The sequence below is a fragment of the Manganibacter manganicus genome (genome assembly GCF_002075885.1).
Lineage (GTDB): Bacteria > Pseudomonadota > Alphaproteobacteria > Rhizobiales > Rhizobiaceae > Mesorhizobium > Mesorhizobium manganicum.
Map to the genome: position 1 here is coordinate 14,882 of NZ_MDET01000060.1, position 23,991 is coordinate 38,872.

The window sequence follows — 23,991 nt, forward strand, 5'->3', positions numbered from 1 at the left end:
CGGTCCTACTGCCGATTGCCGGTTGCCGGCCGCCGCATGGTTGCCAACACAGCCTGTGCAGCTATTTCCCCGGCCGGTTGAGCGGTTTCCATGCGCCGTGCAACCTCGGCGAACCCGTTCTTTTGCCAGTGTCTCATATGAGTATCGGCCCATAACGCCTCGATATGGCGGGCAAGGGTGACGGCACGCACCCCTTGATTATAGGCTTCCGTGACCACCGGCCGGTCGGCGATCAAATTGGGCAATGATGCAGACCATGCCGTGATGAGGCGCGGCGCCACCGTATTGACCAGCGGATCGAGCTTGTAGCAGGACAGCATCGGCACCCTTGCCAGGGCCAGTTCAAGCGAAACCGTACCCGATGCGATCAGGGCGGCATCAGCCTTGCCGAAGGCGCGCCACTTTCCTTCCGGCTCGGTGATGATCTGTGGCTTTTCATCCCAGTTGACGATCGCTTCACGCACCATGTCGGCGACATGCGGCACTGTCGGCAAAAGCAGCCGCATGCGGTGCCCGCGCGCGCGAAGCACCGAAACCGTCTCGCCGAAGGGGCCGAGCAGCCTCTTGACTTCGCCGCGGCGTGAGCCGGGTAGGACAAGCAGCGTCTTTTCCCGCTCCTCGGAGAGATCGCGCGGGGCGGCCTGCGCCGCCGCCGCGGCCAGCACGCCAGGATCGTGGGTCAGGCGGTGGCCGACATAGGTGCCGGGCGGCCCGCCCAGGCGCGCCAGTTCCTTGACCTCGAACGGCAGGATGCACAGGATGCGATCAACGTAGGGACGCATGGCCGGCGCCCTGCCCGGCCGCCATGCCCACACGCTCGGGCACACATAATGCACGATGGGGATCGCCGCATTGGCCGCGCGCACCTTTCTGGCGACGCGCAGGGCAAAGTCCGGACTGTCGATGGTGACGAGACAATCCGGCTTCTCGGCAGCGATTGCGGCCGCCGTCTGGCCGATGCGCCTCATCAAGCGCGGCAGGTCACGCAACACGGCACTGATGCCCGTCAACGCGATTTCGCTGGCGTCGAAGAGCGAATTGAGGCCAAGCGCCTCAAGATGGCGGCCACCCAGTCCGACAAGCCGGATTTCGCGGCCGGTGGCGCTTTGCAGGGAAGAGACGAGGTCCGCGCCGAGCAGATCGCCCGATTCCTCCCCCGCCACGATCGCGATGGTGAGCGGCTTGCTACTGGCCATCACTTGCTCCCGCAGAGGGCAGGCCGACGATGAAAAGGCCGAGCGTGTTAGCGCGTGCAATCATTGCCGGCCCCTCCAGAACCAGCGATCGGCCGGCCTCGACCCCGATACCGGCGAGACCAGCCGCATATGCGCCGTCGACCGTCTGCGGGCCGATCGACGGCAAGTCGGCGCGCTCTTCCTGGTCAGGCTTGGCGCATTTGACCAGAACGCCGCGACGGCGCGCTGCCAGGCGGCCATGATCGCGCAGATCCTTGACCCGCTCCAGCAGGCCGTCGGTGCCTTCGATGCCTTCGAGCGCGATCACCCGGCCGCCGATGGCCACCGCCCCCTGCCCGATGTCCAGTGCGCCGATGGCATGCGCCGCCACCAAAGCCGCGTTGAGGTCTTTCCTGTCGCTGTCGGTAGGTGCGGCGTCGGTCATCACACCGCGCATGGCCAAAAGCTCCGGAACGATCTCGTGAGCGCCGACGACCTTGACGCCGCGCCTTTCGATATACCGGATAACGGTCTTCAGCAGGCTGTCGTCGCCACTCGCCAACCCGGCCAGGAACGCCGGCAGCATGGCAAGCAGGCCGGCATTGGGCCGCACGGCCGACCAGCGCGGCCGCCGCTTGATTTCACCGGCCAGAACTGCATGAGTGACGCCGTTCTTCTTGAGACTGGCGACCAGGGAGCCAAAAGATTCGATCGGCAGGACCAGGTGATCGAATCCGCCAAGCGGTGAATTCGGGTCGGCCTCCCCCTCTACCAGAAGCACAAACGGGCGGTGCCCGCGCGCGGACAGGCTGTGCGCGACCTCTATCGGCAGATTGCCGCCGCCGGCGACGATGCCGACCCGCGAGCCGGGAGCTAGATGAAGCTGGTCTTCATCCCTCGTCATCGGACTCGTCACCGCCCCGGCGCTCCAGCCGCGGCACGGCATATTGCCGCTTGCCGCGCTCTGAGATGAAGTCGATGATCTTCATGGCAGTCGGCGAGGCCGAAAACTCGGATCTTGCGATCTCGATATTCTCGCCAACCGTGCGGGAACGGTCAAATATCGTGTTGTAACAGCGGCGTAGCAGGTGGAGTTCCGAATGCGGCAGGCCGGCGCGCTTCAGGCCGATAATGTTAAGGCCGCGCAGGCTGGCGCGGTTGCCGACGCAAAGCGCGTAGGGAATCACATCGCCAACCACCGCCGAGCAGCCGCCCAGAAAGGCGTTGTCGCCGACGCGCACGAACTGGTGCACGGCGGTCAGTCCGCCGATATTGACGTTATCGCCGATCTCGCAATGGCCGCCGAGCGTCGCGCCATTGGCGAAGGTGACATTCTTGCCGACGATGCAGTCATGCGCGATGTGCGCATAGGCGAGGAAATTGCCATTGGCGCCCACGGTGGTCGCACCGCGGCTGGAATCGGTGCCGACATGCATGGTGACGCCTTCGCGGATCGTGCAGTTCTCGCCGATGGTCAGCGTCGTGCGTCCGCCCTTGTGCTTGGCGTTCTGCGGCGGGCCACCGAGAATGGCCATCGGATAGACCTTCGAGCCTGCCCCGATGGTCGTCGCAGCAAGAACCGATACATGGCCGACAAGCTCGACGCGGTCGCCCAGCACGGCATCTGCGCTGACATGGCAGAACGGCCCGATGCGGACACCGGCGCCAAGCTCGGCGCCCTTTTCGATTACGGCGGACGGATGGACGACTGTTTCGATTGTCATAAGCACCTTACGTCATCCATTCTCGACCATCATCGCCGAGATTTCCGCTTCGGCCACCTTGGCGTCTTCGACAAGCGCCTCGCAGGCAAATTTCAGAAGATTGCCACGCATCTTGATTTTTCTGACATGAATCCGCAACTGGTCGCCGGGCACGACAGGCTTGCGAAACTTGGCATTGTCGATGGTCAGGAAATAGACCAGCGAGGGCTGCCCCCTGGCAACGGAGCGAATGCAGATCGCGCCCGCCGTCTGCGCCATGGCCTCGATAAGGAGCACACCCGGCATGACCGGCTGGCCGGGGAAATGGCCCTGGAAATGCGGCTCGTTGATCGTCACATTCTTGATGCCGATCGCCGAATTGTCACCGTCGATCTCGATGATCCTGTCGATCATCAGGAACGGATAGCGATGCGGCAGGAGCTTCATCAACTCCATGATATCGACGGCTTCCAGCGTGGAGCCGATGGCGTCAGCCATTCTTGTCACCCTTGTTATGCTTGGTGAAGGCACGGATCGCCGACAATTCACGGAAGAAATCGCGCATCGGCTGTGCCGGCAGGCCAGCCCAGCGCTCTCCCGCCGGAATGTCGTACATTAGCCCGGAGGACGCGGCAACCTGCACCCTGTCGCCGACCGTGATGTGGTCGGCAATGCCGACACGCCCACCCAGCATGACGAAATCGCCTAATGTGACGGAACCGGACAGGCCGCAATGACCGGCAATGACGCAGCCGCGCCCGATGCGGACATTATGGGCGATCTGCACCAGATTATCGATCTTGGTGCCCTCCCCGATCACCGTATCGGCCATGGCGCCACGATCGACCGTGGTGTTGGAGCCGATCTCGACATCGTCCTGAATGATGACGCGGCCGATCTGCGGCATGCGCTCCGGCCCTTTGGCGCCCGGCACGAAGCCGAAACCGTCCTGACCGACCCGCGCGCCACCATGAACGATGCTGCGATTGCCGATCAGCGCATACTGGATGGTCACGCCCGGTCCGATGTAACAATCGCGGCCGATCTGGCACGAGGCGCCGACAACCGCATTCGGCGCGACCACCGTGCCGCTGCCTATGGCGACATGCGGCCCGATGACGGCGCCGGCCTCGATAATGGCGCCGCCCTCGATCCTGGCGGTGGCATCGACATGGGCATGACGTGAAATGCCGGTTTCCGATGTTAGCGGACCCGGCGTCGAAGCCGTCGGGAAAAGCAGGCGGCCGACCATGGCAAAGGCCTGCTGCGCCCTTGGATTGACCAGGACGGCGACGCCAGAGGCGGCCTGATCGGCGATCTCGGCCGGGCAAAGCACCGCCGCCGCCGTGAGTTTCGGCATCAAACCAACATGGCGCTTGCCATCCACGAAGACCAGCGCGTTGCCCATGCCATCTTCGGCCGACGCGATGGTTTCGATCGGCGTTTCCGAATAGGCAGGATTGCTGAGGACCGAGCCGGTCAGATTCGCGACTTCACTTGCCGTAAACCGGCGTGAAGGCACAAAGAACACCGGTTCGGTCATTCCAGATTATTATCCAATTGGGTTGGCTCGCGCTGTCTCAGACCGCGCGAGCCTGCGACGGCGTTGTCCCGCCTTAGAAGCGGGTCGATATGCCGAAATTGAATTCCTGCGTATCGTCGGTATCTTCCTTCTGGACCGGGACCGCGTAATCGATACGCAACGGCCCGAACGGCGAAGCCCACATCAGACCGATGCCGACGGACGCGCGAAGCTTCATGCCGTTCGACACAACCGCTCCACCAAAATCAACATCGTTGTTGTAAAGCGTCGCCGCATCGGCAAACACCGCACCACGCAGACCGAAGCTTTCCGGCACCAGCGGCAGCGGGAACTGTGCCTCGGCGGAGGCATTGAAATAGGTCGTGCCGCCAAGATGATCGCCAGTCACCGCATCGGCAGGGCCGATGCCATTATAGTCGAAACCACGGATTATGCGGTCATTGCTGCGGAACTGATCGAAAATGCGGATTCCTTCGTCACCGAAACCGGTCATGTAACCGGCACCGCCCGAGAGAACACCGACAATGTCGTACTCTTCCGAAAGCGTCTGATAGAGCGACCCACGCGCGGTAAACTTGACGAATTTGGCGTCACCGCCAAGGCCAGCAACCTCAACCCCTGCATTGGCATAGATGCCGTAATGCGGGTTCTTCGGATCATCGATAGTGTTGTAGATTACGGAGCCGCTGATTGAAGACTTGATCCAGGGACTCTGATCAATACCATTCAAGATAGCTTGTGAAATGTCACATCCACCATCCGGAATACCATCATCATTTGTATCGCAGTCTTCATTAAGCTCGTATTCTTCACGCGAGATGTTGTACGCCAACTGCGTTGAGATATTCTGCGTGATCGGCAGGCCGAAGCGCACCGTGCCGCCCAGCACCTCGCTGTCATATTTATGGTCATACTCGCGGGTCGATTTGAAGACGTCGAAGCCCGCCGAAATACGCCGTCCGAGGAAATATGGCTCGGTGAACGAAAGGGCGAAATCGCGGGAGTGCTTGCCGCCGCCCGCCGACAGGCGGATGAACTGGCCGCGGCCAAGGAAGTTGCGCTCGGTAATCGAGCCCTGCAACGACGCGCCGGGCGTCTCGCCGCCGGTCGAATAACCGGCGCCGATCGAGAACTCGCCGGTCGATTTCTCGACCACGTCCACCACAAGCACGACCTGATCCGGCTCGGTGCCCGGAGCGGTTGAGATGTTCACGCTCTCAAAGAAATCAAGCGCTTCCAGCCGCTTTTTGGCGCGTTGCACCAGAACCTGATTGAAGGCATCGCCTTCGCTGAGATCGAACTCGCGGCGAATGACGTAATCGCGCGTGCGGGTGTTGCCACGGATCTCGATGCGCTGGATATAGGCCTTGGCGCCCTGATCGATCGTATAGACGACATCGATGGTATGAGCTTCGAAATTGCGGTCGCCACGCGGCGTGACCTGCGCGAAGGCATAGCCGGAACCGGCAACCTTCTCGGTGAGTGCGATGATCGAATCCTCGACGTCCTTGGCGCTATAGACATCGCCCTGGTGCGTATCCACCACCGACATCAGGGCCGCGCCGTCGACCTCGGGAATGGTGCTGTCAACGCTGATATTGCCGAACGTGTAACGCTGGCCCTCATTCACCGTGATCGTCACGGTATAGGTGTTAGACGCCTCATCCAGTTCGCCATAGGCGGAAACGAGCTGGAAGTCTGCATAGCCATGATTGAAGTAGAAGCGGCGCAGCAGTTCCTCGTCGGCCTTCAGCTTGTTCTCGTCGAACACGTCGTCGCGCAGCAGGAAGGACAGCGGATTGGACCGCTTGGTGTTGATGATGTCGGCAAGCCGGCGGCTTGAAAAAGCTTCGTTGCCGACAAAATTCACCGCCTTGATCTTGGTGCGGTCGCCTTCATTGACATGGAAGACGACATTCACGCGGTTTTCGCCGAGATCCATGATCTGCGTCGTTACCGTGGCGTCGTCACGGCCGATGCGGCTGTAGGCAGCCTTGACCGCCTCGGTATCGGCATCGAGCGCGGATTGCGAGAACGAACTGCGCGGCTTCAACCGGATAGCGGCGGCAAGCTGCGCGTCCTTGATCTTCTTGTTGCCCTGGAACAGGACCTGGTTCACCACCTGATATTCGGAAACCGTGATCACCAGCGACGAGCCGACCTGGTTGATCTTCACGTCCGAGAACAAGCCGGTGCCGAACAGCGACTTGATCGCCTCGTCGATCTGGCCGCTGGAAAACGACTTGCCCGGCTTGATCGCGACATAGTTGCGAATGGTGTCGGCATCGACACGCTGATTGCCACGCACTTCGATCCGGCTGACGACCGCGGCCTCGGCGGAAGAAGTGGCGACAAGCTGCACAGTGAGCGTGGCCGGTACAATCAAAGCGGCGGATAAAGCCGCCGCCGACGCGGCGCTCAAGAACCTGGATGCTGCCTTCATCGGGCTTTCAAACCTTTTTTCTCGTAGTCCCCACGGCGAGAAAGCCGGACGTGGCGGCTAATTCTCGTACGGTATTAACCGGATTTTCCCTACACGCAAGGCTTCTGGTTAATTTGTATTTACTTAACCGCAATGCGTGGCATTCGCGTCACGCATATCCCGGCGCATGGTAAACGTCCTCTCAACGGAAGGCACGCCGGGACGAATTTCTTCATGATTTCAGCACCCGAACAGGTCGTTCCAGAAAACGAATCCCATAAAGCCGAGAACCAGCAGGAAACCGGCCCGATAGAACATTTCCATCACCCTTTCCGACAGCGGGCGGCGGGTGACGGCCTCGAAGACATAGAACATCAGATGGCCGCCATCGAGCGGGGGAATCGGCAAAAGATTGAGTATGCCGATGCCGACGGAAAGCAAGGCGACCAGCTGCACGAGCCACTCGAAACCGAGTTTGGCGGCCTGTTCGGCCATGCCGGCGATCTTCACCGGTCCTCCCAACTGGCATTTGTCCTCGCGTCCGACGGCGAAACGCTTGAGGAACTGGCCGGTGCGCTGGATGATGTGGCCGGTTTCCTCTACCGCCGCGACGAAGGCGCCGGCCGGCGAATAGGTGATCTGCCGCGGTTCGCCGACTTCGGCGTTTGTGACCACGCCGATGATCGCCACCTTGATCTTGTTGCCGAGCGCGTCGGTTTCCTCGGTGATCTTCGGCGTCGCAGTGACGGTCACGTCCTTGCCGTCGCGTTTCATGACGAAGGTGAGTTTGTCGCCAGAGCGGCCGGAAACGAGGCGCTGGACATCACCGAACGATTCGACCGCCTCGCCATTGACGCTGACGAAGCGATCGCCTGGCTCGATGCCGGCCTCCGCCGCCGGGCTGCCCGGCTGGACGGCGGCAACGGTGGGTTCCAGCACATAGCGCCCGTAGAGCGAAAACAGCACGGCGAAAACCGCAACCGTCAGAAGGAAATTGAAGAACGGGCCGGCAAACACGGTAGCGGCGCGCTTCCAGATCGGCTGCGTATGGAAGGCAATCTTGCGCTCTTCCTCGCTGAGCGCCTCGATCGCCGCCGAATCGGCCGGGCTGGAGGTGGCGTTCATATCACCGACAAACTTCACATAGCCGCCAAGCGGAATGGCGCACAGTTTCCAGCGCGTGCCGTGCCGGTCGTTGAAGCCGACGAGTTCCGGCCCGAATCCAACCGAAAAGGCGCTGACACCGATGCCGCAAAGCCGCCCGACCAGATAATGCCCCATCTCGTGAACGAAGACGACCACGGTCAGCACGAACAGGAACGGGACAAGCGTGCCGATGATAACACCTTCCGTGCTGAACAGCGCGTGCAGGATATCGTTCAATTCATGCTCCCAAATGCTCGACGGTCGCCGAGGCCCATCCCATGAGGCAAAACACCAGCGCCGCCGCAACCAGGCCGTCCACCCGGTCCATCACCCCGCCATGGCCGGGGATCAGCGCGCTGGAATCCTTGCAGCCATGGCGGCGCTTGACCCATGATTCGAAAAGATCGCCGGCCTGCGAGACAATTGAAAGCACAAGCGCCACCACCGCCATGACCGCGTAGCGGCCGCCATCAGCCGCCACCACGAGGATGAGCCCGGCAACAATGCCGCCAACAATGCCACCGACAGCGCCACTGCGCGTCTTGCCGGGCGAAATCGCGGGCGCGAGCTTCGGCCCGCCAACGGCGCGCCCGACAAAATAGGCAAAAATATCGGTGGCCCATACGACAGCAAACAAAAACAACATGGCAACGAGGCCGGAATGACCGTCACCACGCAGAAAAGCCAGTGAAAAGCCTGAAAGCACCGCATAGGCAAGCCCAGCAGCCTCCCACTGCCCTGCCCCGCGCAGCCCGGAAACGACCCCGACCAATATAACGGCTATCGCACCGGCAGCGAAAAGGACCGGTGCCGAAAAGCCGAGAATCAGCGCGAGCATGAGCACCAGCAACAGCGCTTCGGACAGGAAGCCGGCGCTTTTTCCCGCTGAAGGGCGCACCATGCGCGTCCATTCATAAAGGATCGCGCCGGCAATCAGGGCGCACAACACCCGAAACGGCATTCCGCCCAACCAAGTCAGCCAAAGTACCGCCGCCGCCAGCACCACCGACGACAACACCCGAAGCTGAAAATTGCTCATGGCAGCGCCACTCATAAAGCGACGTCTTCCACCGCCACTCCGCCGAAGCGGCGCTCGCGGCCGGCAAATTCGCGCAAAGCATCGGCAAGATGCTCGCGATTGAAATCCGGCCAGTAGCACGGCAGGAACACGAGCTCGCTATAGGCCGATTGCCACAAAAGAAAGTTTGAAAGGCGCAGTTCACCGCTGGTACGAATAACGATTTCCGGGTCGGGAATGCCGGCGGTGTCGAGCGCCCCGGCAAAGGATTCGACGGTGATCGCGCTGGCCTCGATATCGCCACGAGCCGCCGCCTGCGCCAGACGGCGCGCGGTGCGCACGATCTCGTCGCGACCACCATAGTTGAAGGCGATGACCAGCGTCAGCGCCGTGTTGTCTCTGGTCAGCGCCTCGGCTTCTTCCAGCAACTGCCTTATGTCACGCTGGAGGGTGCTCTTGTCACCGACGACGCGCACCCGCACGCCATTCTGGTGCAGTTCCGCGAGATCGCGGCGGATGAACAGCTTGAGCAGACCCATCAGGTCGCTGATCTCGGATTTCGGACGCGACCAGTTCTCGGACGAAAACGCATAGACGGTCAGATAGGAAATGCCGAGATCAGGTGCCGCCTGGACCGTCTTGCGCAACGCTTCGACCCCGGCGCGATGACCGGCAAGGCGCGGCAGCCCGCGCGCCTTGGCCCAGCGCCCGTTCCCGTCCATGATGATCGCGACATGCGCGGGGCTTGCCCCAGGTCTCACCCCAGATATCACCGTTCCCTCGCTTTCGAGCCGCTCAGTCGTGCCAGACCTTATACCTGCATGATTTCAGCTTCCTTATCGGAAAGCAGGCTGTCGATCGTGCTGATGATCTCGTCCGTCAATTTCTGCACCTGGTCCGACTGCTTGCGCAGATCGTCCTCGCTTATGTCGCCATCCTTTTCCGCCTTTTTCAAGAAATCCATGCCGTCGCGCCGCACATGCCGCGCCGCGACACGGGCATTTTCCGCGTAAGTGTGAGAAATCTTGACCAATTCCTTGCGGCGCTGCTCGCTGGGCTCAGGCAGCGGGATGCGCAGGTTGACGCCATCGACGATGGGATTGAAGCCGAGATTGGATTCGCGGATGGCGCGGTCCACCGCACTCACCATCGACTTGTCCCAGACGGAGACGGAGATCATGCGCGGCTCCGGCACCGAGACCGTCGCCACCTGGTTGATCGGCATGGCGGTGCCGTAGGCCTCAACCTGGATGGCATCGAGCAGATTGCTCGATGCGCGGCCGGTTCGCAGGGATGCCAGATCCTGCTTGAAGGCGGCAATGGCGCCATCCATGCGCCGCTTCAGATCGTCATAATCACCACTCATGGAAACCTCCTCGGCCCGCTGAAAACGGGCTCGTCGCTTGAAAATTTGATCCGGACCACACCATGCCCGTGCGGCGCGGCGTTGGCGACCCCACAGGCGCCGCCCGGATCAGTTATCCGCGACGACCGTGCACCGGCCGCCGCCCTTCAGGATCTCGCCAAATCCACCTTTTTCGTGGATGGAATAGACGATTATCGGAATGTTGTTTTCGCGCGCAAGGGCAATCGCGGCTGTATCCATGATCGAAAGGCCGCGCCTGATGACCTCGTCATGCGTAATGCGTTCATAACGGGTCGCATTGGCGTCCTTCTTGGGGTCGGCGGAATAGACGCCATCCACCTGCGTGCCCTTGAACAGTGCGTCGGCGCCGATCTCGGCAGCCCTGAGCGCCGCCGCCGAATCGGTGGTGAAGAAGGGATTGCCGGTGCCGCCGGCAAAGATCACCACCTTGCCCTCGTTCATATATGCCGTGGCCTGGCGCTGCGAAAAGCTTTCGCACAGTTCCGGCATGGCGATCGCCGACAGAACCACCGCATCGACGCCGATCTTGATGAGCGAAGTCCGCAATGCCAGAGAATTGATGACGGTAGCGAGCATGCCCATATGGTCGCCAGTCACCCGATCGCCGCCCTTGGAAGCCACCGCGACGCCGCGAAAGATATTGCCGCCGCCGATGACGACCCCGACTTCCACGCCAAGCGCCCTCGCCTCGGCAATGTCGGCGGCGATGCGATCCACCACCGACACATCGATGCCGAAATGCTGCTCGCCCATCAGCGCTTCGCCCGACGCCTTGAGCAGGACACGCCGGTAGCGGGGATTGGCCGTCATACTGATCCTCGATTGGGTGAGTTGCGAATGTCGCGTCCCGATACACGAAGGGCGCCGCGATGTCACGCAACGCCCTCAGCTCAATATCAGGAAGCGGTTGAACCCGCCGCTATTTCTTGACCGCTGCCGCGACTTCCGCAGCAAAATCGCTCTCTTCCTTCTCGATGCCCTCGCCGAGCGCGAAGCGCAGATAGGCGGTGATTTTGGCCGGCGCGCCGATCTCCTTCTCCGCTTCCTTGAGCGCCTTCTCGACGGTCAGGTCGGGATTGAACACGAAAGCCTGCTTCAGGAGCACGACTTCTTCGTAGAATTTGCGCAGGCGGCCCTCGACCATCTTCTCGATGATGTTTTCCGGCTTGCCCGACGCGCGGGCCTGATCGGAAAAGATCGCCTTCTCACGCTCCACCGCTGCCGGGTCGAGCGCATCGACATCGAGCGACTGCGGGTTGGTGGCAGCGACATGCATGGCGACCTGGCGCGCAAAGGCTCCGGCCTTCTGCGCATCGCCGGCCGTCTCGATGGCCACCAGAACGCCGAGCTTGCCGAGATTGTCGGCAACCGAATTGTGGACATAGGTGGCGACCGCGCCCTGCGGCACGACCAGCTTGGTCGAACGCCGGAAGCCCAGATTCTCGCCAATGGTGCCGACCGCATCCTTGATCGTCTCGGTCACGTTCTTGTCGGAGCCGGGGTAGTTGGCGTTCGCCACAGCTTCCGTGTCGCCGAAGGCCAGTGCCACCTTGGCGACATTGGCGACGATCTCCTGGAAGGCGGCGTTGCGGGCGACGAAGTCGGTCTCGGAATTGACCTCGACGATGGCCGCCTCGCGCACGCCGGAATCGACGCCGATCAGGCCTTCGGCGGCGGTCCGGCCGGCCTTCTTGTCTGCCTTCGAAATGCCCTTCTTGCGCAGCCAGTCGACCGCCGCTTCCATATCGCCATTGGTTTCGGCCAGCGCCGTCTTGCAATCCATCATGCCCGCGCCGGTAAGATCGCGCAGTTCCTTGACCTGTGCTGCTGAAATGCTCATTTTTCGCCTCTTTGTTCAAAACGGGCATGCGCACCACCGAAAAATCGGCGATGCGCGATGCCTGACGCCTAGCGCGTCACAATGTAGGAAATGCGAAGGCCGGAACGGCCTCGGCAATCAGGCCTGCGGCGCGTCGCCCGCCGGGGCCTGGTCGGCCGTTTGTTCGCTGGCGGTCTGCTCGCCGGCTGGGGCCTCGGCAGGCGTCGGTTCCAGCGCCGGCTCCACGGGAGCCTCGGCCGATGCACCGACATCGACGCCGAGCGAACCCTGCTGACGCGCAATGCCATCAATCGCCGCCTTGGCGATCAGGTCGCAATAAAGCTGGATGGCGCGCGCCGCGTCGTCATTACCGGGGATCGGAAAATCGATCTTGTCCGGATCGCAGTTGGAATCGACGATGGCGACAACCGGAATACCGAGGCGCTTGGCCTCGAGAATGGCGATCGCTTCCTTGTTGGTGTCGATGACGAACATCAGGTCGGGCGTCGAGCCCATGTCCTTGATACCGCCGAGCGCCTTGTCGAGTTTCTCGCGCTCACGGTCGAGGTTCAGGCGTTCCTTCTTGGTGAAGCCCTGTGCCTCGCCGCTCGAAAGAATGTCGTCCAGCTTGCGCAGGCGCTGGATCGAGTTGGAGATCGTCTTCCAGTTGGTCAGCATCCCGCCGAGCCAGCGCGAATTGACATAATATTGCGCCGAGCGCTGTGCGGCATCGGCCACGATGTCGGACGCCTGGCGCTTGGTGCCGACGAACAGCACGCGGCCGCCGCGGGCAACGGTGTCGGAAACCTGCTTGAGCGCCTGGTGCAGCAGCGGCACGGTCTGCGACAGGTCGATGACATGGACATTATTGCGGGCGCCGTAAATATAGGGCGCCATTTTCGGGTTCCAGCGGTGGGTCTGGTGACCGAAGTGAGCACCAGCTTCCAGTAGCTGGCGCATGCTGAAATCAGGCAGAGCCATTCCTTAGTTCCTTTCCGGTTGGCCTCCACGGACACAGGCGATCGGAACGATTTCCTTTCGCCACCGGAGGTTTCAGCCGAATTTCTCCCGGTCAGATACCAAAGTCCGTGTGTGGAATGAGCGCGCATATAGAGGCTTGATCCCCGAAACGCAACCCTGCCCTATCGCCTCGCCTTGCCGTTCGGCACCCTCACGCGCCTGAACACCGCGACAATCTCCTCACGGCTGCACGCAACCGCACCGAGACGCACCGCGCGGTCGCGCTCCAAGCCGGTTATATCGTAATGCGGGGCCGATGTTTTCGGCGGCCCCTGGTAGGACGAGCGCTTGATGGCGAGACGGGCCGCGAACCGATGAAGCTCATCGGTATCGTCGGCCAGGAGATGACACCAGCGATGCCCCTCCCATTTCCAGATCGCGGCGTCGACATAGACACCCATGCGGCCTACTGGTTGCAACTCTTGTTAGGCGGGGAATCGAACAGCTTCAGATTGACCAGCTTGCCGGTCATGGAGAAATCGCCATAATCCATGACAAGATCGCGCGTCAGGCCGTTCGGATGCAGCTTGAAGCTGATGCGATATTGCGGCACTTCCTCGCCGCCATCCGGCGACGAAGTGTCGAAATAGGCGACGTCGACCGGCCAGAACTTGTCCTTGCCCAAGCGGTCGAGCGCCGGCAGTTCCGGGTCGGATTTTTCTATCTTGGCGGGTTTGCCGACTACGACCGTGGTGCTCATCACCTTGTTGGCGTCGTCCGAACCGTCGAACAGGCTGGTCTGGTAGAAGGTTTCGCCCTTTTCCGCCTTTTCGATCATCTCGAACAAATGTTGTGTCGGGAATTGCGTTGGCGCCAGTTGAAGGGTCGTCTCCTGCGGCCTTTCAAGTTTCACCTCGATACCCTTGGCATCCTTGGTGGCGGTGCCCTTTATCTCCTTGTCAGGTGCCTGATCGACAAAAGATTTGGTGAAAAACGAGAAGGTCTTGCCGGCGGCGTCCTCATAGGTCGTCGTCTGTTGATCGGTCAGACGCGAAACGTCCGACGTGGTGATCCGCGTGACGAAGCGAAAATTAACCGTGTAACCATCACAGGGCGAGCCATTGAATTCATAAACCATGCGCCCGGTCAGCCCAGTGATTCCCGAACGATCCGACGCCTTGTCGAGCGCAAGATCATAGACGGCGCGATGCGGTTGCAGCATCGGAACCGCGAGCGCCGGTGCTGCCGAAATAAACGCGGAGAACAGGACGGCTTGGAAAACAGGGCGCGATGCGCGCATGAACAGGCTCCGATCGGGAGTGAGGGCAACCACCAGGAAAAGACAGCCAAGCATAGAGGAAGTCATGGCGGAAGCGAGGCAGATATGACAGCTTTCTCCATAACCGCTTTGGCTGCGAATTGTCAGTGTGGCAAAGACGCTTTGGCAACAAGCGCGATGCTACTCGCTCCACATCGTTGCAAAACAGCCGTCGGCGTCCCCAACCGAGTGGGGAACTAACCGGCAAGTTTCGAGCAATTGTTCATTATCAAGCTCGCCTTTTCCGAATCGCCAGGACCAGCCGGAATACGGCGAAGGCAGCGGAAGCGAGGTACAAAAATCCGCCGATGAACATGATGCCGTAGACGCCGGCGAACAGTTCGCGGTCTTCCCTGAATCTGTCCGGCGGCCCGGTTACGGGATAGACATAGGCTGCGATGACCTCCCCTATTCCGTATCCGACGAACACGCAGACCGGCACGAGCAGGAGAAGGCTAATGACGAAAACAACGATAGGTTTCAGCATCGCTACCTCCTGACGTCGACCAGCTTGTCGAGCGAAAATCGTTCGGAATCGGCGTCGCATCGGTGCCAGTCCATCTCAGCATTCGCTTCATTGCGGTGGCCATAGCACCAACCCCTTTCGTTGAGGGCTGCGCCGTAAATCCTCATCGATACGCAGGCGACGACGACCCGAACGTCGTGGCTGCGGCTGTGCAGACAACTATCGCCTGCATCGTCGAAGAGCTTCCTGAGTTGGTCGTCGGTCTCGGTGGCTTTCGCAAACAGCTTTTCCGCAGCCATGGCCGGACTTGCGACCTGTAATCCGATGGCGAACAGCGAAAGGGCGAGCAACAGCCGGTTCATTGCGTTCTCCTTGTCATTGGGGCGATCCGGAGGGGAGCGGTTGCAGACCGTCGTCGATGCCTTGTCCGGTCGGCTTGAAGCATTTGGCCAGCCGGGCAGCCATCGCCTCATAGGTCGTCGCTTCGCCGGCGGGATAGGTCAGGCGAAAGGCGCGCACGATGTCGACGCCATCCACCGCGTTCCGCTCCAGCAGGACTTTGGCATAGAAAACATTGCCGTTTTCGCGACCGGAGACGACGACCCAGTCTTTCGCGGCGCGGCGATAGGTGACGTCGGCGCCTTCATCGGCAAGATCGTCGATGAGGGCATCCATGTCCTGCTCGAGAACATTGTATCCGCCCCAGACCGCCAGTTCGGCGCCCGACGTGCCGGTGAACTTGCGGCCGTCGCCATTGTCGGCTTCGGGCTGCGCGGTCAGGAGGTCGGCCGGATAGCAGATCTCATAGCCGAACCGCGCGTTGGCGTAGACATCCCATTGATGATCCGCCGCCACGGCGGGCACGCACAGGAACGAAATGGATAAAGCTGCGGCAAAGGATCGTCTCAAAATACTCATCCGTCTCTCCATTCGATAACCAGCATCGGTGGCAGGGGTTCCGATCAAACGAAATGCACCATGATCGCGGCGCTGAGCCCGACAAGGATGCCGCCGCTGACCTTTGAAACCCAGCCGCCGGGGCCCGAGGAAGAAATACGCGGCGCGGCGAAGGAGGCGATGCCGACAGAGGCGAGATCGCCGAGCGAGAAGGCGCCGTTGACGATGATGCCAAGCAGCAGAAATTGAAGCCAACTCGGGACCGCCGCTTGCGGATCGACGAACTGCGGCAGGAAGGTCAGAAAAAACAGCGCGGTTTTTGGATTGAGAATTTCGACCACGATGCTGTCTCGCAGAGCACGCCTGTGGAGCGTAGGGGATTCGGTTTCTTCCTCCACGCCGGCGGGGAAGATCATCCTTCCGCCCAGCCACAGCATGTAAAGCGCGCCGGCCATCCGGGCGAGCGAATAGAGCGCAGGCGCATGGTGCAAGAGCGCAGCCAGCCCGACGGATGCTGCCGCGATATGGACGTAGCAACCGAGATGGACGCCAAGCGCGGCCATCAGGCCGGCCCTGTGTCCGTAAGCCAGGGTCTGCGCCGACATGTACAGGATGGCCGGACCCGGCATGAACGCGAAGGCCAGCGTCGCGAGGGCGAACGGAATCCAGGTTTCGAGCGACAATGATTGCCGACCTCCCGTTTCCCGCCAGGGTAGAGTGAAGCAGGCTTCATTGATGATCAGAAACGATTTATCGTCATGCTATTAATAACGATCTGAGGTGGATCGATGTTCGATATCGTGCTGCTGCGAACCTTCGAGGCGGTCGCCAGCCTGTCCAGCTTTACGAAGGCCGGGCAGCAGTTGAATCTGACACAATCCGCCGTCAGCGCCCACATCCGGCGGCTTGAGGAACAGGCGGGAGCCGCCCTTTTCGAGCGCAGCACCCGCACAGTCGCGCAGACCCCGCAAGGGCAGGCGCTGCTGGGCTATGCCAAGGCGATCTTGCGCCTGAGCGAAGAAGCCCGAACCCTCATGAATGGGAGCAGCAGCGCGTTTCACCTGCGGATCGGCGCATCCGATGACCTGACCAGCACGTGGCTGCCGGCGGCGCTGAAAAAATTTCAGGACTCTCGCTCGGCCAAGACGCTTGAAATCCAGATTTCGAATACGACCGTTTTGCTGGAGTCAATGGACAGAGGCGAACTCGACCTGATCATCGGCTGTCGATGCCGGGGCGACCAATCCGGCATCCATCTCTGGAACGAGCCGCTCAGATGGGCGTTCGGCAAGGCTCTGCTTGATGCCGACGCGCCCATCCCGCTCGCCGTTTTTCCCGAACCGTGCCCCTACCGGGACGCCGCCCTTGCCGCGCTCGCCTCGAAAAACTGCAAATGGCGGATCGCCAGCGTCAGCCCCAGTCTTGGCAGTCTGACGGCCATGGCCGCAGCTGGGCTCGCTGTCACGCCGCTGAATTCCAGCTCGATCCCACTGAGCCTGCAATCGGCGGAGGCCAACGAGCGACTGCCACCGCTACCGCATGTAGAATTCGTCGCTCATATCCGGCCCGGCCTGTCGGAAGAAAATGCGCTGCTCACGCGCTCGGTCGTCGACTGGATTACCGTCAACAGGCCGGGCTGAACACGTAGTCGTAAAAACCCCAATTAGGGTTCGGCTTTTACGTCTGATTTCCGCGACATCAGACAGCAGTCCGTGCAAGAGTCCGCTTGCAGGGGCACGGCGAGCGACGTGGTGGCTGGCGTGGATGAAAAATCACGACAATCAATCATTGGCAAAGATATTTCCCCTGCCGATCAGGTGCTTGCCCCGTTAACGGCGGTTTCTTTCTCGCCGCTTTATCCACACCCGCCATCCTTCCCGCATAATCCCCACAGCAGCTTGCCAGCGGGAACGGGTGTGCACACTCGAGCATCCAGGCAAGTGTGGCGCCGGGTGCGTTATCCGTAACAGTGAACGGAACCGCCCGGCCCGAACCGGACCTGAGATGCTCGCGCTCGCAAATGGGCGATGGGCCGGGAAAGGCAAGGGTAGAAACGCCGGCGGCGCATGGCAGAGCGTCACTACTTAAATAACCAGGCGCAATGCCATGCGCCGTCTCCCGACCTTTCAGCCTCGAAAGGTCAGCTCGTTGAAATGGCCAGGGCCGAAAGGCAGCGTGGCAACGGTGAAGTGCGAGCGGCATTCGCGGTACGGCATGGCGGCCTTTGGATCAGGCACTCTTCCTTGTGCAGACCAGAACGCAGGTGTAACTCAGTGACAACTCCAACGACCGATACAGGAACAGGATTTTGATCATGGGCGGAACAATCGAAAAGCGGCTGGGCGATCTGGGCATCACGCTTCCGGTGGCGGCGGCACCGGCAGCCAATTATGTGCCATTTGTCCGCAGCGGCAATCTGCTGTTCCCGTCCGGCCAGTTGCCCATCAAGGACGGCAAGCTGGCCTTTACCGGCCTGCTCGGTCGTGATCTCGACACCACCAAAGGCCAGGAAGCCGCCAAATGGTGCGCCGTCAACGTGCTGGCGCAGGCCAAGGCTGCGCTCGGCGATCTCGAAAAGATTCGCCGGCTGGTGAAGATCAATATCTATGTCGCCTCGACGCCGGACTTCATCGAACAGCATCTGGTCGGCAATGGCGCATCCGACCTGTTCGCCACGGTCCTTGGCGAGCGCGGCAAGCATGCGCGCGTCGCGGTCGGCATGGCGGCCCTGCCGCTGAACTCAGCCGTCGAGGTCGAAGCCGTTCTGGAAGTCGAGTAAGACGGATAGCGCTCATGTCAGACCTGTCCTGGCTTACCGCCCATCCCGTCGCCCATCGCGGCCTGCACGACAGCAACAAGACGCGCTGGGAAAACACGCTTTCAGCCTTCGATGCGGCCGCGAGGCGCGGCTATTCGATCGAGTGCGACGCGCACCTGTCTTCAGATGGCGTGCCGGTCGTCATTCATGACGACAATCTCAAGCGCTTGACCGGCGAGGACGGCTTTGTCTGGCAACGCACGGCTGCGGAACTCGGCGCGCTGCGTGTCGGTGGCACGACCGATCACGTTCCGACGCTGGCCGAGGTGCTGGCGCTTGTCGATGGTCGGGTGCCGCTCGTCATCGAGGTCAAGGGCACGCCGGGGCGCGATGAAGGGCTCGTCGCGCGCGTTGGCGAACAGCTTGCCCGCTATAAGGGCAAGGCGGCGATCATGTCCTTCGACCACTGGCTGATCCGCGATTTCGCCAAGCATGCGCCTGGCATTCCCGGCGGGTTGACCGCCTATGGCCGCGACAACAGCCTGCTGGAAGCACATTTTTCCATGCTGGCGCACGACATCGCCTTCACGTCTTATGCGGCCGGCGACCTGCCCAACCCCTTCGTCAGCTTCGTGCGTGAAAGGCTGAACATGCCAGTCATCACCTGGACGGTGCTCGATCAGTCGGCGGTCGATCTCACCTTCAGATATGCCGACCAGATGACGTTCGAAGGTTTCGAGCCCGACCTCGTGCGCACAGCCTGAGGCGAGGCTTGCATGCGCTGGAGCGACACTTAAGTAAGGCGAATGGACCAAGGTGAGGAAGCGCAGGGCGAGACAAAGGCGGCATATGCCGTGCGCATCGCCACAAGCATAGGCGCTTTCACGCCCGAGGAATGGGGTCGGCTTACCGGCACAAGTAACAGTTCAACTGGCGAATATAACCCATTCCTTTCATTTGCTTTTCTATCGTCTCTTGAAGATTCCGGATGTGCCATCCAGCAGACCGGCTGGCAGGGCCATCATTTGCGTCTTGAAGACGGCAACGGCAAATTGCTGGGCGTCGTCCCCTGCTATCTGAAATCGCACAGCCAGGGCGAATATGTCTTCGACCATGGTTGGGCCGATGCCTTTGAGCGCGCCGGGGGCAACTACTATCCCAAGTTGCAATGCAGCGTACCTTTCACGCCTGCTACCGGCCCTCGCCTGCTGGTCGCGGATGACGAAGACGAAACTACCGTCAAAGCGGGCCTGTGCACGGCGCTCAAGCTGGTTACCGACAGGCTCGGCGCATCCTCCGCTCATGCGACTTTCGCTGGCCTGTCCGATATGGAGGCGCTTGAGGCCGCCGGGTTCCTGCACCGGATCGACCAGCAGTTTCATTTCTTCAATGACGGCTTTTCCACTTACGAGGAATTTCTGGCGACACTCGCCTCACGCAAGCGCAAGGCGCTGAAGAAGGAGCGGCGCGCGGCGCTCGGTGAAGGCGTCACCATCGAGTGGCTGACCGGGCGCGACCTGACCGAGAGCGTGTGGGATGATTTTTTCGCCTTCTATATGGATACCGGCAGCCGCAAATGGGGTCGCCCCTATCTTAACCGAACGTTCTTCTCGCTGATCGGCGAGCGGATGGCCGACGACATCCTTCTGGTAATGGCAAAGCGCGACGGCCGCTATATCGCCGGCGCGATCAATTTCATCGGCTCGGATACGCTCTACGGCCGCAACTGGGGCTGCATCGAGGATCACCCCTTCCTGCATTTCGAGGTCTGCTACCATCAGGCCATCGATTTCGCCATCGAGAAGAAGCTGAAAATCGTCGAGGCCGGCGCGCAGGGGGAACACAAGCTGGCGCGTGGCTATCGCCCTGTGACCACCCATTCCGCGCATTACATCGCCCATTCAGGCTTGCGCAACGCGGTCGCGGGCTATCTGCGGCGCGAGCGGCGGGAAGTCGCCAGCGTGAGCGGCTACCTCGAAGAACACACGCCGTTTCGCAAGGCGGAAGACCAGATCAATGCACCAGCGTCTTCGAAAACAGATTGATGACAATGACCCCGGCCATGATCAACGCCATGCCTGCCATCGCCGGGAAATCGAGGCCTTGCCGGAACCACAGCCAGCCAAACGCAGCGACCAGAACAATGCCGGCGCCGGACCACAACGCATAGACGATACCGACCGGCATGGTCCGCACCGTCAAGGACAGGAAATAGAAGGCGAAAGCATAACCGACGACAACGATCAGCGAAGGTATCAGACGGGTAAATCCCTGCGTTTCCTTCAAGGCGGTGGTCGCCGCGACCTCGAACAGGACCGCAATTCCCAGATAAAGATAATTCCGCAGCATGAAGGGCCTCTTGATTCGCAGCCAGGCGAAGCGATGATGTGGAAAGCAAGACGAAAGGACAATCATGGCTTACGACAATGACAACATCTTCGCCAAGATCATGCGCGACGAAATTCCGTCGCATCGCGTCTATGAAGATGATGCGGCCATTGCCTTCATGGATGTTATGCCACAGGGAATGGGCCACACACTGGTTGTACCGAAAGTCCCTTCCCGCAATCTGCTCGACGCCGACCCTTCTATATTCGACGGCGTCATGCGGGTCGTGCAAAAAGTGGCGAAAGCAGCCAAGGAAGCCTTCGACGCCGACGGAGTTGCCATTATGCAGTTCAACGAAGCTGCGTCAGGCCAGAGCGTCTTTCATCTCCATTTCCATGTCATTCCGAGATTCGAGGGAATCCCCCTCAAGCCTCATACCGGCGAAATGGAAAAGCCCGGCGTCCTTTCTGCAAATGCCGAGAAAATCCGCGCCGCACTGGCAAGGTGAGTGTTTCCGCATTCGAATAGCCCAGATTCAAAAAAGCCCCGCTTCCGGGGCTTTTTTATCAATGCATTGATCGGCAGAGGTCAGTTCTTCCGAGGAAGTTGCGGAACCAGGCTGCGCTTGCCGCCGCCTTCCTTGCCCTTGGGCTGCTGCTTGCTCTTGGCCGGCTTCGCTGCCGCCTTCCTGGCAGAAGCCTTGCGAGGCTTGGGCGCCTCCTCAGGTTCTTTCTTGGGCTTTACTGGCGTTTCGTCCGCCAGCGATTCCAGCTTCAGCTTGGTTTCACCGGTTTCTGCCTTCTCGACTGTGACACGAACCGTGCCACCCTTCTTGAGCTTTCCAAACAGCACCTCATCGGCCAACGGCTTCTTGATGTGCTCCTGGATGACACGACCCAATGGCCGCGCGCCCATACGCTCGTCGTAACCTCGCTCGGCGAGCCAGGCGATAGCTTCCGGCGCGAGGTCAAAGGTGACACCACGATCGGCAAGTTGCGCCTCAAGTTGCATGACAAACTTCTGCACCACCTTATGCACCACCGGCACCGGCAGTGAGCCGAATGGAATGATGGCATCGAGGCGATTGCGGAACTCCGGCGTGAATAGGCGGTTAATCGCCTCCACGTCGTCACCTTCCCGCTTGGTCGAGCCAAACCCGATGGCCGCGCGCTGTGCATCGGATGCGCCCGCATTGGTCGTCATGATCAGGACCACGTTGCGAAAGTCGATCTGCTTGCCGTTATGGTCGGTCAACTTACCGTGATCCATTACCTGCAACAGGATGTTGAATAGGTCGGGATGCGCCTTCTCGACCTCGTCCAGCAACAGCACGCAATGCGGGTGCTGGTCGACGCCATCTGTGAGCAGACCACCCTGATCGAACCCGACATAGCCGGGAGGTGCCCCGATGAGCCGCGAGACGGTATGGCGCTCCATATATTCCGACATGTCGAAGCGGATCAGTTCGACGCCGAGCGAAGCGGCCAATTGCTTGGCGACCTCGGTCTTGCCAACGCCGGTCGGACCTGAGAACAGGTAGGAGCCGATCGGCTTTTCCGGTTCGCGCAGGCCAGCCCGCGCCAACTTGATCGCCGAAGTCAATGCCGTGATGGCGGTGTCCTGACCATAAACGACCCGTTTCAGTTCGACTTCGAGGCCGGACAGAACCTTCTCGTCGTCGGCCGAGACCGTTTTTGGAGGAATACGCGCCATTGTGGCAATGGTCGCCTCGATTTCCTTGATACCGATCGTCTTTTTGCGACTACCTTCGGGCAGCAACATCTGCGAAGCCCCGCTCTCGTCGATCACGTCGATCGCCTTGTCGGGCAGTTTGCGATCGCTGATATAGCGAGCCGAAAGCTCTACCGAAGCCTTGATCGCGTCGCTGGTGTACTTGACCTTGTGAAACTCCTCGAAATACGGGCGTAGGCCTTTCATGATCTCGATGGCGTCCTCGACCGTCGGCTCATTGACGTCGATCTTTTGGAAGCGGCGAACCAGCGCACGGTCCTTCTCGAAGAACTGGCGGAATTCCTTGTAAGTCGTTGAACCGATACAGCGGATCGCGCCCGAGGAAAGCGCCGGCTTGAGCAGGTTCGAAGCATCCATTGCTCCACCTGACGTGGCTCCGGCGCCGATCACCGTGTGAATTTCGTCGATGAACAGGACCGCTCCCGGATAATCTTCAAGTTCCTTGACCACCTGCTTCAGCCGCTCCTCGAAATCGCCGCGGTAGCGTGTACCGGCCAGAAGCGTACCCATGTCGAGTGCAAAGATGGTCGCGTCGAGTAGCACTTCGGGCACGTCGCCCTCTACGATGCGCTTGGCAAGGCCCTCGGCGATCGCCGTTTTACCAACGCCGGGGTCACCGACATAGAGCGGATTGTTCTTCGAACGGCGGCAAAGCACCTGAATCGTACGATTGATCTCTGTCGCCCGCCCAATCAGCGGATCAATTCGCCCGGTTTTCGCCTTCTCATTGAGGTTGACGCAATACGCCGTCAGCGCGTCCTGCTGCTTTTTTTTGGCCGTATCGTCCTGCTGATCCGATCCAGACCCGCCTTGCTCGTCTTCCGCTCCGCGCGGTGCGCGACTTTCGGAAACGCCTGGTCGTTTGGCTATACCGTGGGAGATGTAATTGACCGCGTCATATCGCGTCATCTGCTGCTCTTGCAGGAAATAAGCAGCGTGACTCTCGCGCTCAGCGAAGATCGCAACAAGCACGTTGGCACCCGATACCTCTTCACGGCCGGACGACTGCACATGAATGACAGCACGCTGAATGACCCTCTGAAATCCCGCCGTCGGCTTGGAATCTTCATCGTAGCCGGTCACAAGATTATCGAGTTCGGTATCAATATAGTTGAGGACTGTGTGTTTCAGCTCATCAAGATCGACGTTACAGGCGCGCATAACCGCAGCCGCCTCTGCATCATCGATCAAAGCCAGTAGCAGGTGTTCGAGAGTTGCATATTCATGGTGACGCTCATTGGCGAGCGTCAGCGCTTGATGAAGCGCCTTTTCCAGGCCTTGGGAAAAAGCCGGCATGTT

26 protein-coding genes are annotated in these 23,991 nt (G+C 60.7%); 5 read left to right on the forward strand and 21 right to left on the reverse strand.

Going from position 1 to position 23,991, the window contains the following annotated elements:
- Positions 1 to 5: 5 nt before the first annotated feature.
- The 19 genes from lpxB to BFN67_RS23115 form a co-directional block, all read right to left on the reverse strand.
- Positions 6 to 1,196 carry a lipid-A-disaccharide synthase gene (lpxB, locus tag BFN67_RS23025; RefSeq protein ID WP_080921802.1) on the reverse strand — a complete coding sequence of 397 codons (1,191 nt, stop codon included), beginning with the start codon at positions 1,194 to 1,196 and terminating at the stop codon, positions 6 to 8.
- The gene (locus tag BFN67_RS23030; RefSeq protein ID WP_080921928.1) at positions 1,186 to 2,079 is read right to left on the reverse strand and encodes an LpxI family protein; all 894 of its coding nucleotides are present in this window, start codon (positions 2,077 to 2,079) and stop codon (positions 1,186 to 1,188) included. Before BFN67_RS23030 ends, lpxB begins: the two co-directional genes overlap by 11 nt.
- Complete coding sequence (lpxA, locus tag BFN67_RS23035; protein WP_080921803.1) at positions 2,066 to 2,899, reverse strand: acyl-ACP--UDP-N-acetylglucosamine O-acyltransferase; 834 nt, start codon at positions 2,897 to 2,899, stop codon at positions 2,066 to 2,068. Before lpxA ends, BFN67_RS23030 begins: the two co-directional genes overlap by 14 nt.
- A 12-nt stretch (positions 2,900 to 2,911) precedes the next feature.
- Positions 2,912 to 3,376, reverse strand: coding sequence for a 3-hydroxyacyl-ACP dehydratase FabZ (fabZ, locus tag BFN67_RS23040; protein ID WP_080921804.1), 465 nt, complete (start codon positions 3,374 to 3,376; stop codon positions 2,912 to 2,914).
- Positions 3,369 to 4,421 carry a UDP-3-O-(3-hydroxymyristoyl)glucosamine N-acyltransferase gene (gene lpxD / locus BFN67_RS23045; protein ID WP_080921805.1) on the reverse strand — a complete coding sequence of 351 codons (1,053 nt, stop codon included), beginning with the start codon at positions 4,419 to 4,421 and terminating at the stop codon, positions 3,369 to 3,371. Before lpxD ends, fabZ begins: the two co-directional genes overlap by 8 nt.
- Before the next feature lie 73 nt (positions 4,422 to 4,494).
- Positions 4,495 to 6,864 (reverse strand): outer membrane protein assembly factor BamA, encoded by a 2,370-nt coding sequence (gene bamA / locus BFN67_RS23050; protein WP_080921806.1) that lies wholly within the window; start codon positions 6,862 to 6,864, stop codon positions 4,495 to 4,497.
- A gap of 219 nt (positions 6,865 to 7,083) precedes the next feature.
- Positions 7,084 to 8,226 (reverse strand): RIP metalloprotease RseP, encoded by a 1,143-nt coding sequence (rseP, locus tag BFN67_RS23055; RefSeq protein WP_080921807.1) that lies wholly within the window; start codon positions 8,224 to 8,226, stop codon positions 7,084 to 7,086.
- A gap of 1 nt (position 8,227) precedes the next feature.
- Positions 8,228 to 9,028, reverse strand: a complete 801-nt coding sequence (locus tag BFN67_RS23060) for a phosphatidate cytidylyltransferase (RefSeq protein WP_080921929.1) — start codon at positions 9,026 to 9,028, stop codon at positions 8,228 to 8,230.
- Positions 9,029 to 9,039: 11 nt separating this feature from the next.
- Complete coding sequence (locus tag BFN67_RS23065; protein WP_280951355.1) at positions 9,040 to 9,768, reverse strand: isoprenyl transferase; 729 nt, start codon at positions 9,766 to 9,768, stop codon at positions 9,040 to 9,042.
- 50 nt (positions 9,769 to 9,818) lie between these two features.
- Complete coding sequence (gene frr / locus BFN67_RS23070; protein WP_080921809.1) at positions 9,819 to 10,373, reverse strand: ribosome recycling factor; 555 nt, start codon at positions 10,371 to 10,373, stop codon at positions 9,819 to 9,821.
- Positions 10,374 to 10,481: 108 nt separating this feature from the next.
- Positions 10,482 to 11,204 carry a UMP kinase gene (gene pyrH / locus BFN67_RS23075; RefSeq protein ID WP_080921810.1) on the reverse strand — a complete coding sequence of 241 codons (723 nt, stop codon included), beginning with the start codon at positions 11,202 to 11,204 and terminating at the stop codon, positions 10,482 to 10,484.
- Positions 11,205 to 11,313: 109 nt separating this feature from the next.
- Positions 11,314 to 12,234: a translation elongation factor Ts gene (tsf, locus tag BFN67_RS23080; RefSeq protein ID WP_080921811.1), complete on the reverse strand. Its 921-nt coding sequence runs from the start codon at positions 12,232 to 12,234 to the stop codon at positions 11,314 to 11,316.
- Between the two features lie 117 nt (positions 12,235 to 12,351).
- Entirely contained in the window at positions 12,352 to 13,194 is an 843-nt protein-coding gene (gene rpsB / locus BFN67_RS23085) for a 30S ribosomal protein S2 (protein WP_080921812.1), read from the reverse strand.
- 161 nt (positions 13,195 to 13,355) lie between these two features.
- Entirely contained in the window at positions 13,356 to 13,634 is a 279-nt protein-coding gene (locus BFN67_RS23090; protein WP_080921813.1) for a DUF4031 domain-containing protein, read from the reverse strand.
- Positions 13,635 to 13,639: 5 nt separating this feature from the next.
- Entirely contained in the window at positions 13,640 to 14,473 is an 834-nt protein-coding gene (locus BFN67_RS23095) for a cell envelope integrity EipB family protein (protein WP_080921930.1), read from the reverse strand.
- Between the two features lie 247 nt (positions 14,474 to 14,720).
- Entirely contained in the window at positions 14,721 to 14,978 is a 258-nt protein-coding gene (locus BFN67_RS23100) for a hypothetical protein (protein ID WP_080921814.1), read from the reverse strand.
- A gap of 2 nt (positions 14,979 to 14,980) precedes the next feature.
- Positions 14,981 to 15,319 (reverse strand): hypothetical protein, encoded by a 339-nt coding sequence (locus BFN67_RS23105; RefSeq protein ID WP_080921815.1) that lies wholly within the window; start codon positions 15,317 to 15,319, stop codon positions 14,981 to 14,983.
- 13 nt (positions 15,320 to 15,332) lie between these two features.
- Positions 15,333 to 15,875 (reverse strand): hypothetical protein, encoded by a 543-nt coding sequence (locus tag BFN67_RS23110; protein WP_139789307.1) that lies wholly within the window; start codon positions 15,873 to 15,875, stop codon positions 15,333 to 15,335.
- Positions 15,876 to 15,919: 44 nt separating this feature from the next.
- Positions 15,920 to 16,483, reverse strand: coding sequence for a LysE family translocator (locus BFN67_RS23115; protein WP_080921931.1), 564 nt, complete (start codon positions 16,481 to 16,483; stop codon positions 15,920 to 15,922).
- 159 nt (positions 16,484 to 16,642) lie between these two features.
- Here BFN67_RS23115 and BFN67_RS23120 point away from each other — a divergent pair, with 159 nt between their 5' ends.
- From BFN67_RS23120 to BFN67_RS23135, 4 genes are all read left to right on the forward strand, one after another.
- Positions 16,643 to 17,494: a LysR family transcriptional regulator gene (locus BFN67_RS23120; protein WP_080921817.1), complete on the forward strand. Its 852-nt coding sequence runs from the start codon at positions 16,643 to 16,645 to the stop codon at positions 17,492 to 17,494.
- Positions 17,495 to 18,168: 674 nt separating this feature from the next.
- Positions 18,169 to 18,633, forward strand: coding sequence for a RidA family protein (locus BFN67_RS23125; protein WP_080921818.1), 465 nt, complete (start codon positions 18,169 to 18,171; stop codon positions 18,631 to 18,633).
- 14 nt (positions 18,634 to 18,647) lie between these two features.
- Complete coding sequence (locus BFN67_RS23130; RefSeq protein ID WP_080921819.1) at positions 18,648 to 19,376, forward strand: glycerophosphodiester phosphodiesterase; 729 nt, start codon at positions 18,648 to 18,650, stop codon at positions 19,374 to 19,376.
- 42 nt (positions 19,377 to 19,418) lie between these two features.
- Positions 19,419 to 20,657, forward strand: coding sequence for a GNAT family N-acetyltransferase (locus BFN67_RS23135; RefSeq protein ID WP_080921820.1), 1,239 nt, complete (start codon positions 19,419 to 19,421; stop codon positions 20,655 to 20,657).
- Here the strand turns inward: BFN67_RS23135 and BFN67_RS23140 are convergent.
- Positions 20,626 to 20,958: a DMT family transporter gene (locus BFN67_RS23140; RefSeq protein ID WP_192856911.1), complete on the reverse strand. Its 333-nt coding sequence runs from the start codon at positions 20,956 to 20,958 to the stop codon at positions 20,626 to 20,628. The genes BFN67_RS23135 and BFN67_RS23140 overlap by 32 nt on opposite strands.
- A 67-nt stretch (positions 20,959 to 21,025) precedes the next feature.
- Here BFN67_RS23140 and BFN67_RS23145 point away from each other — a divergent pair, with 67 nt between their 5' ends.
- Positions 21,026 to 21,448, forward strand: a complete 423-nt coding sequence (locus tag BFN67_RS23145) for an HIT family protein (RefSeq protein ID WP_080921821.1) — start codon at positions 21,026 to 21,028, stop codon at positions 21,446 to 21,448.
- A gap of 80 nt (positions 21,449 to 21,528) precedes the next feature.
- Here the strand turns inward: BFN67_RS23145 and clpA are convergent, their stop codons facing one another.
- Complete coding sequence (gene clpA, locus BFN67_RS23150; RefSeq protein ID WP_080921822.1) at positions 21,529 to 23,988, reverse strand: ATP-dependent Clp protease ATP-binding subunit ClpA; 2,460 nt, start codon at positions 23,986 to 23,988, stop codon at positions 21,529 to 21,531.
- Between the last annotated feature and the right edge of the window lie 3 nt (positions 23,989 to 23,991).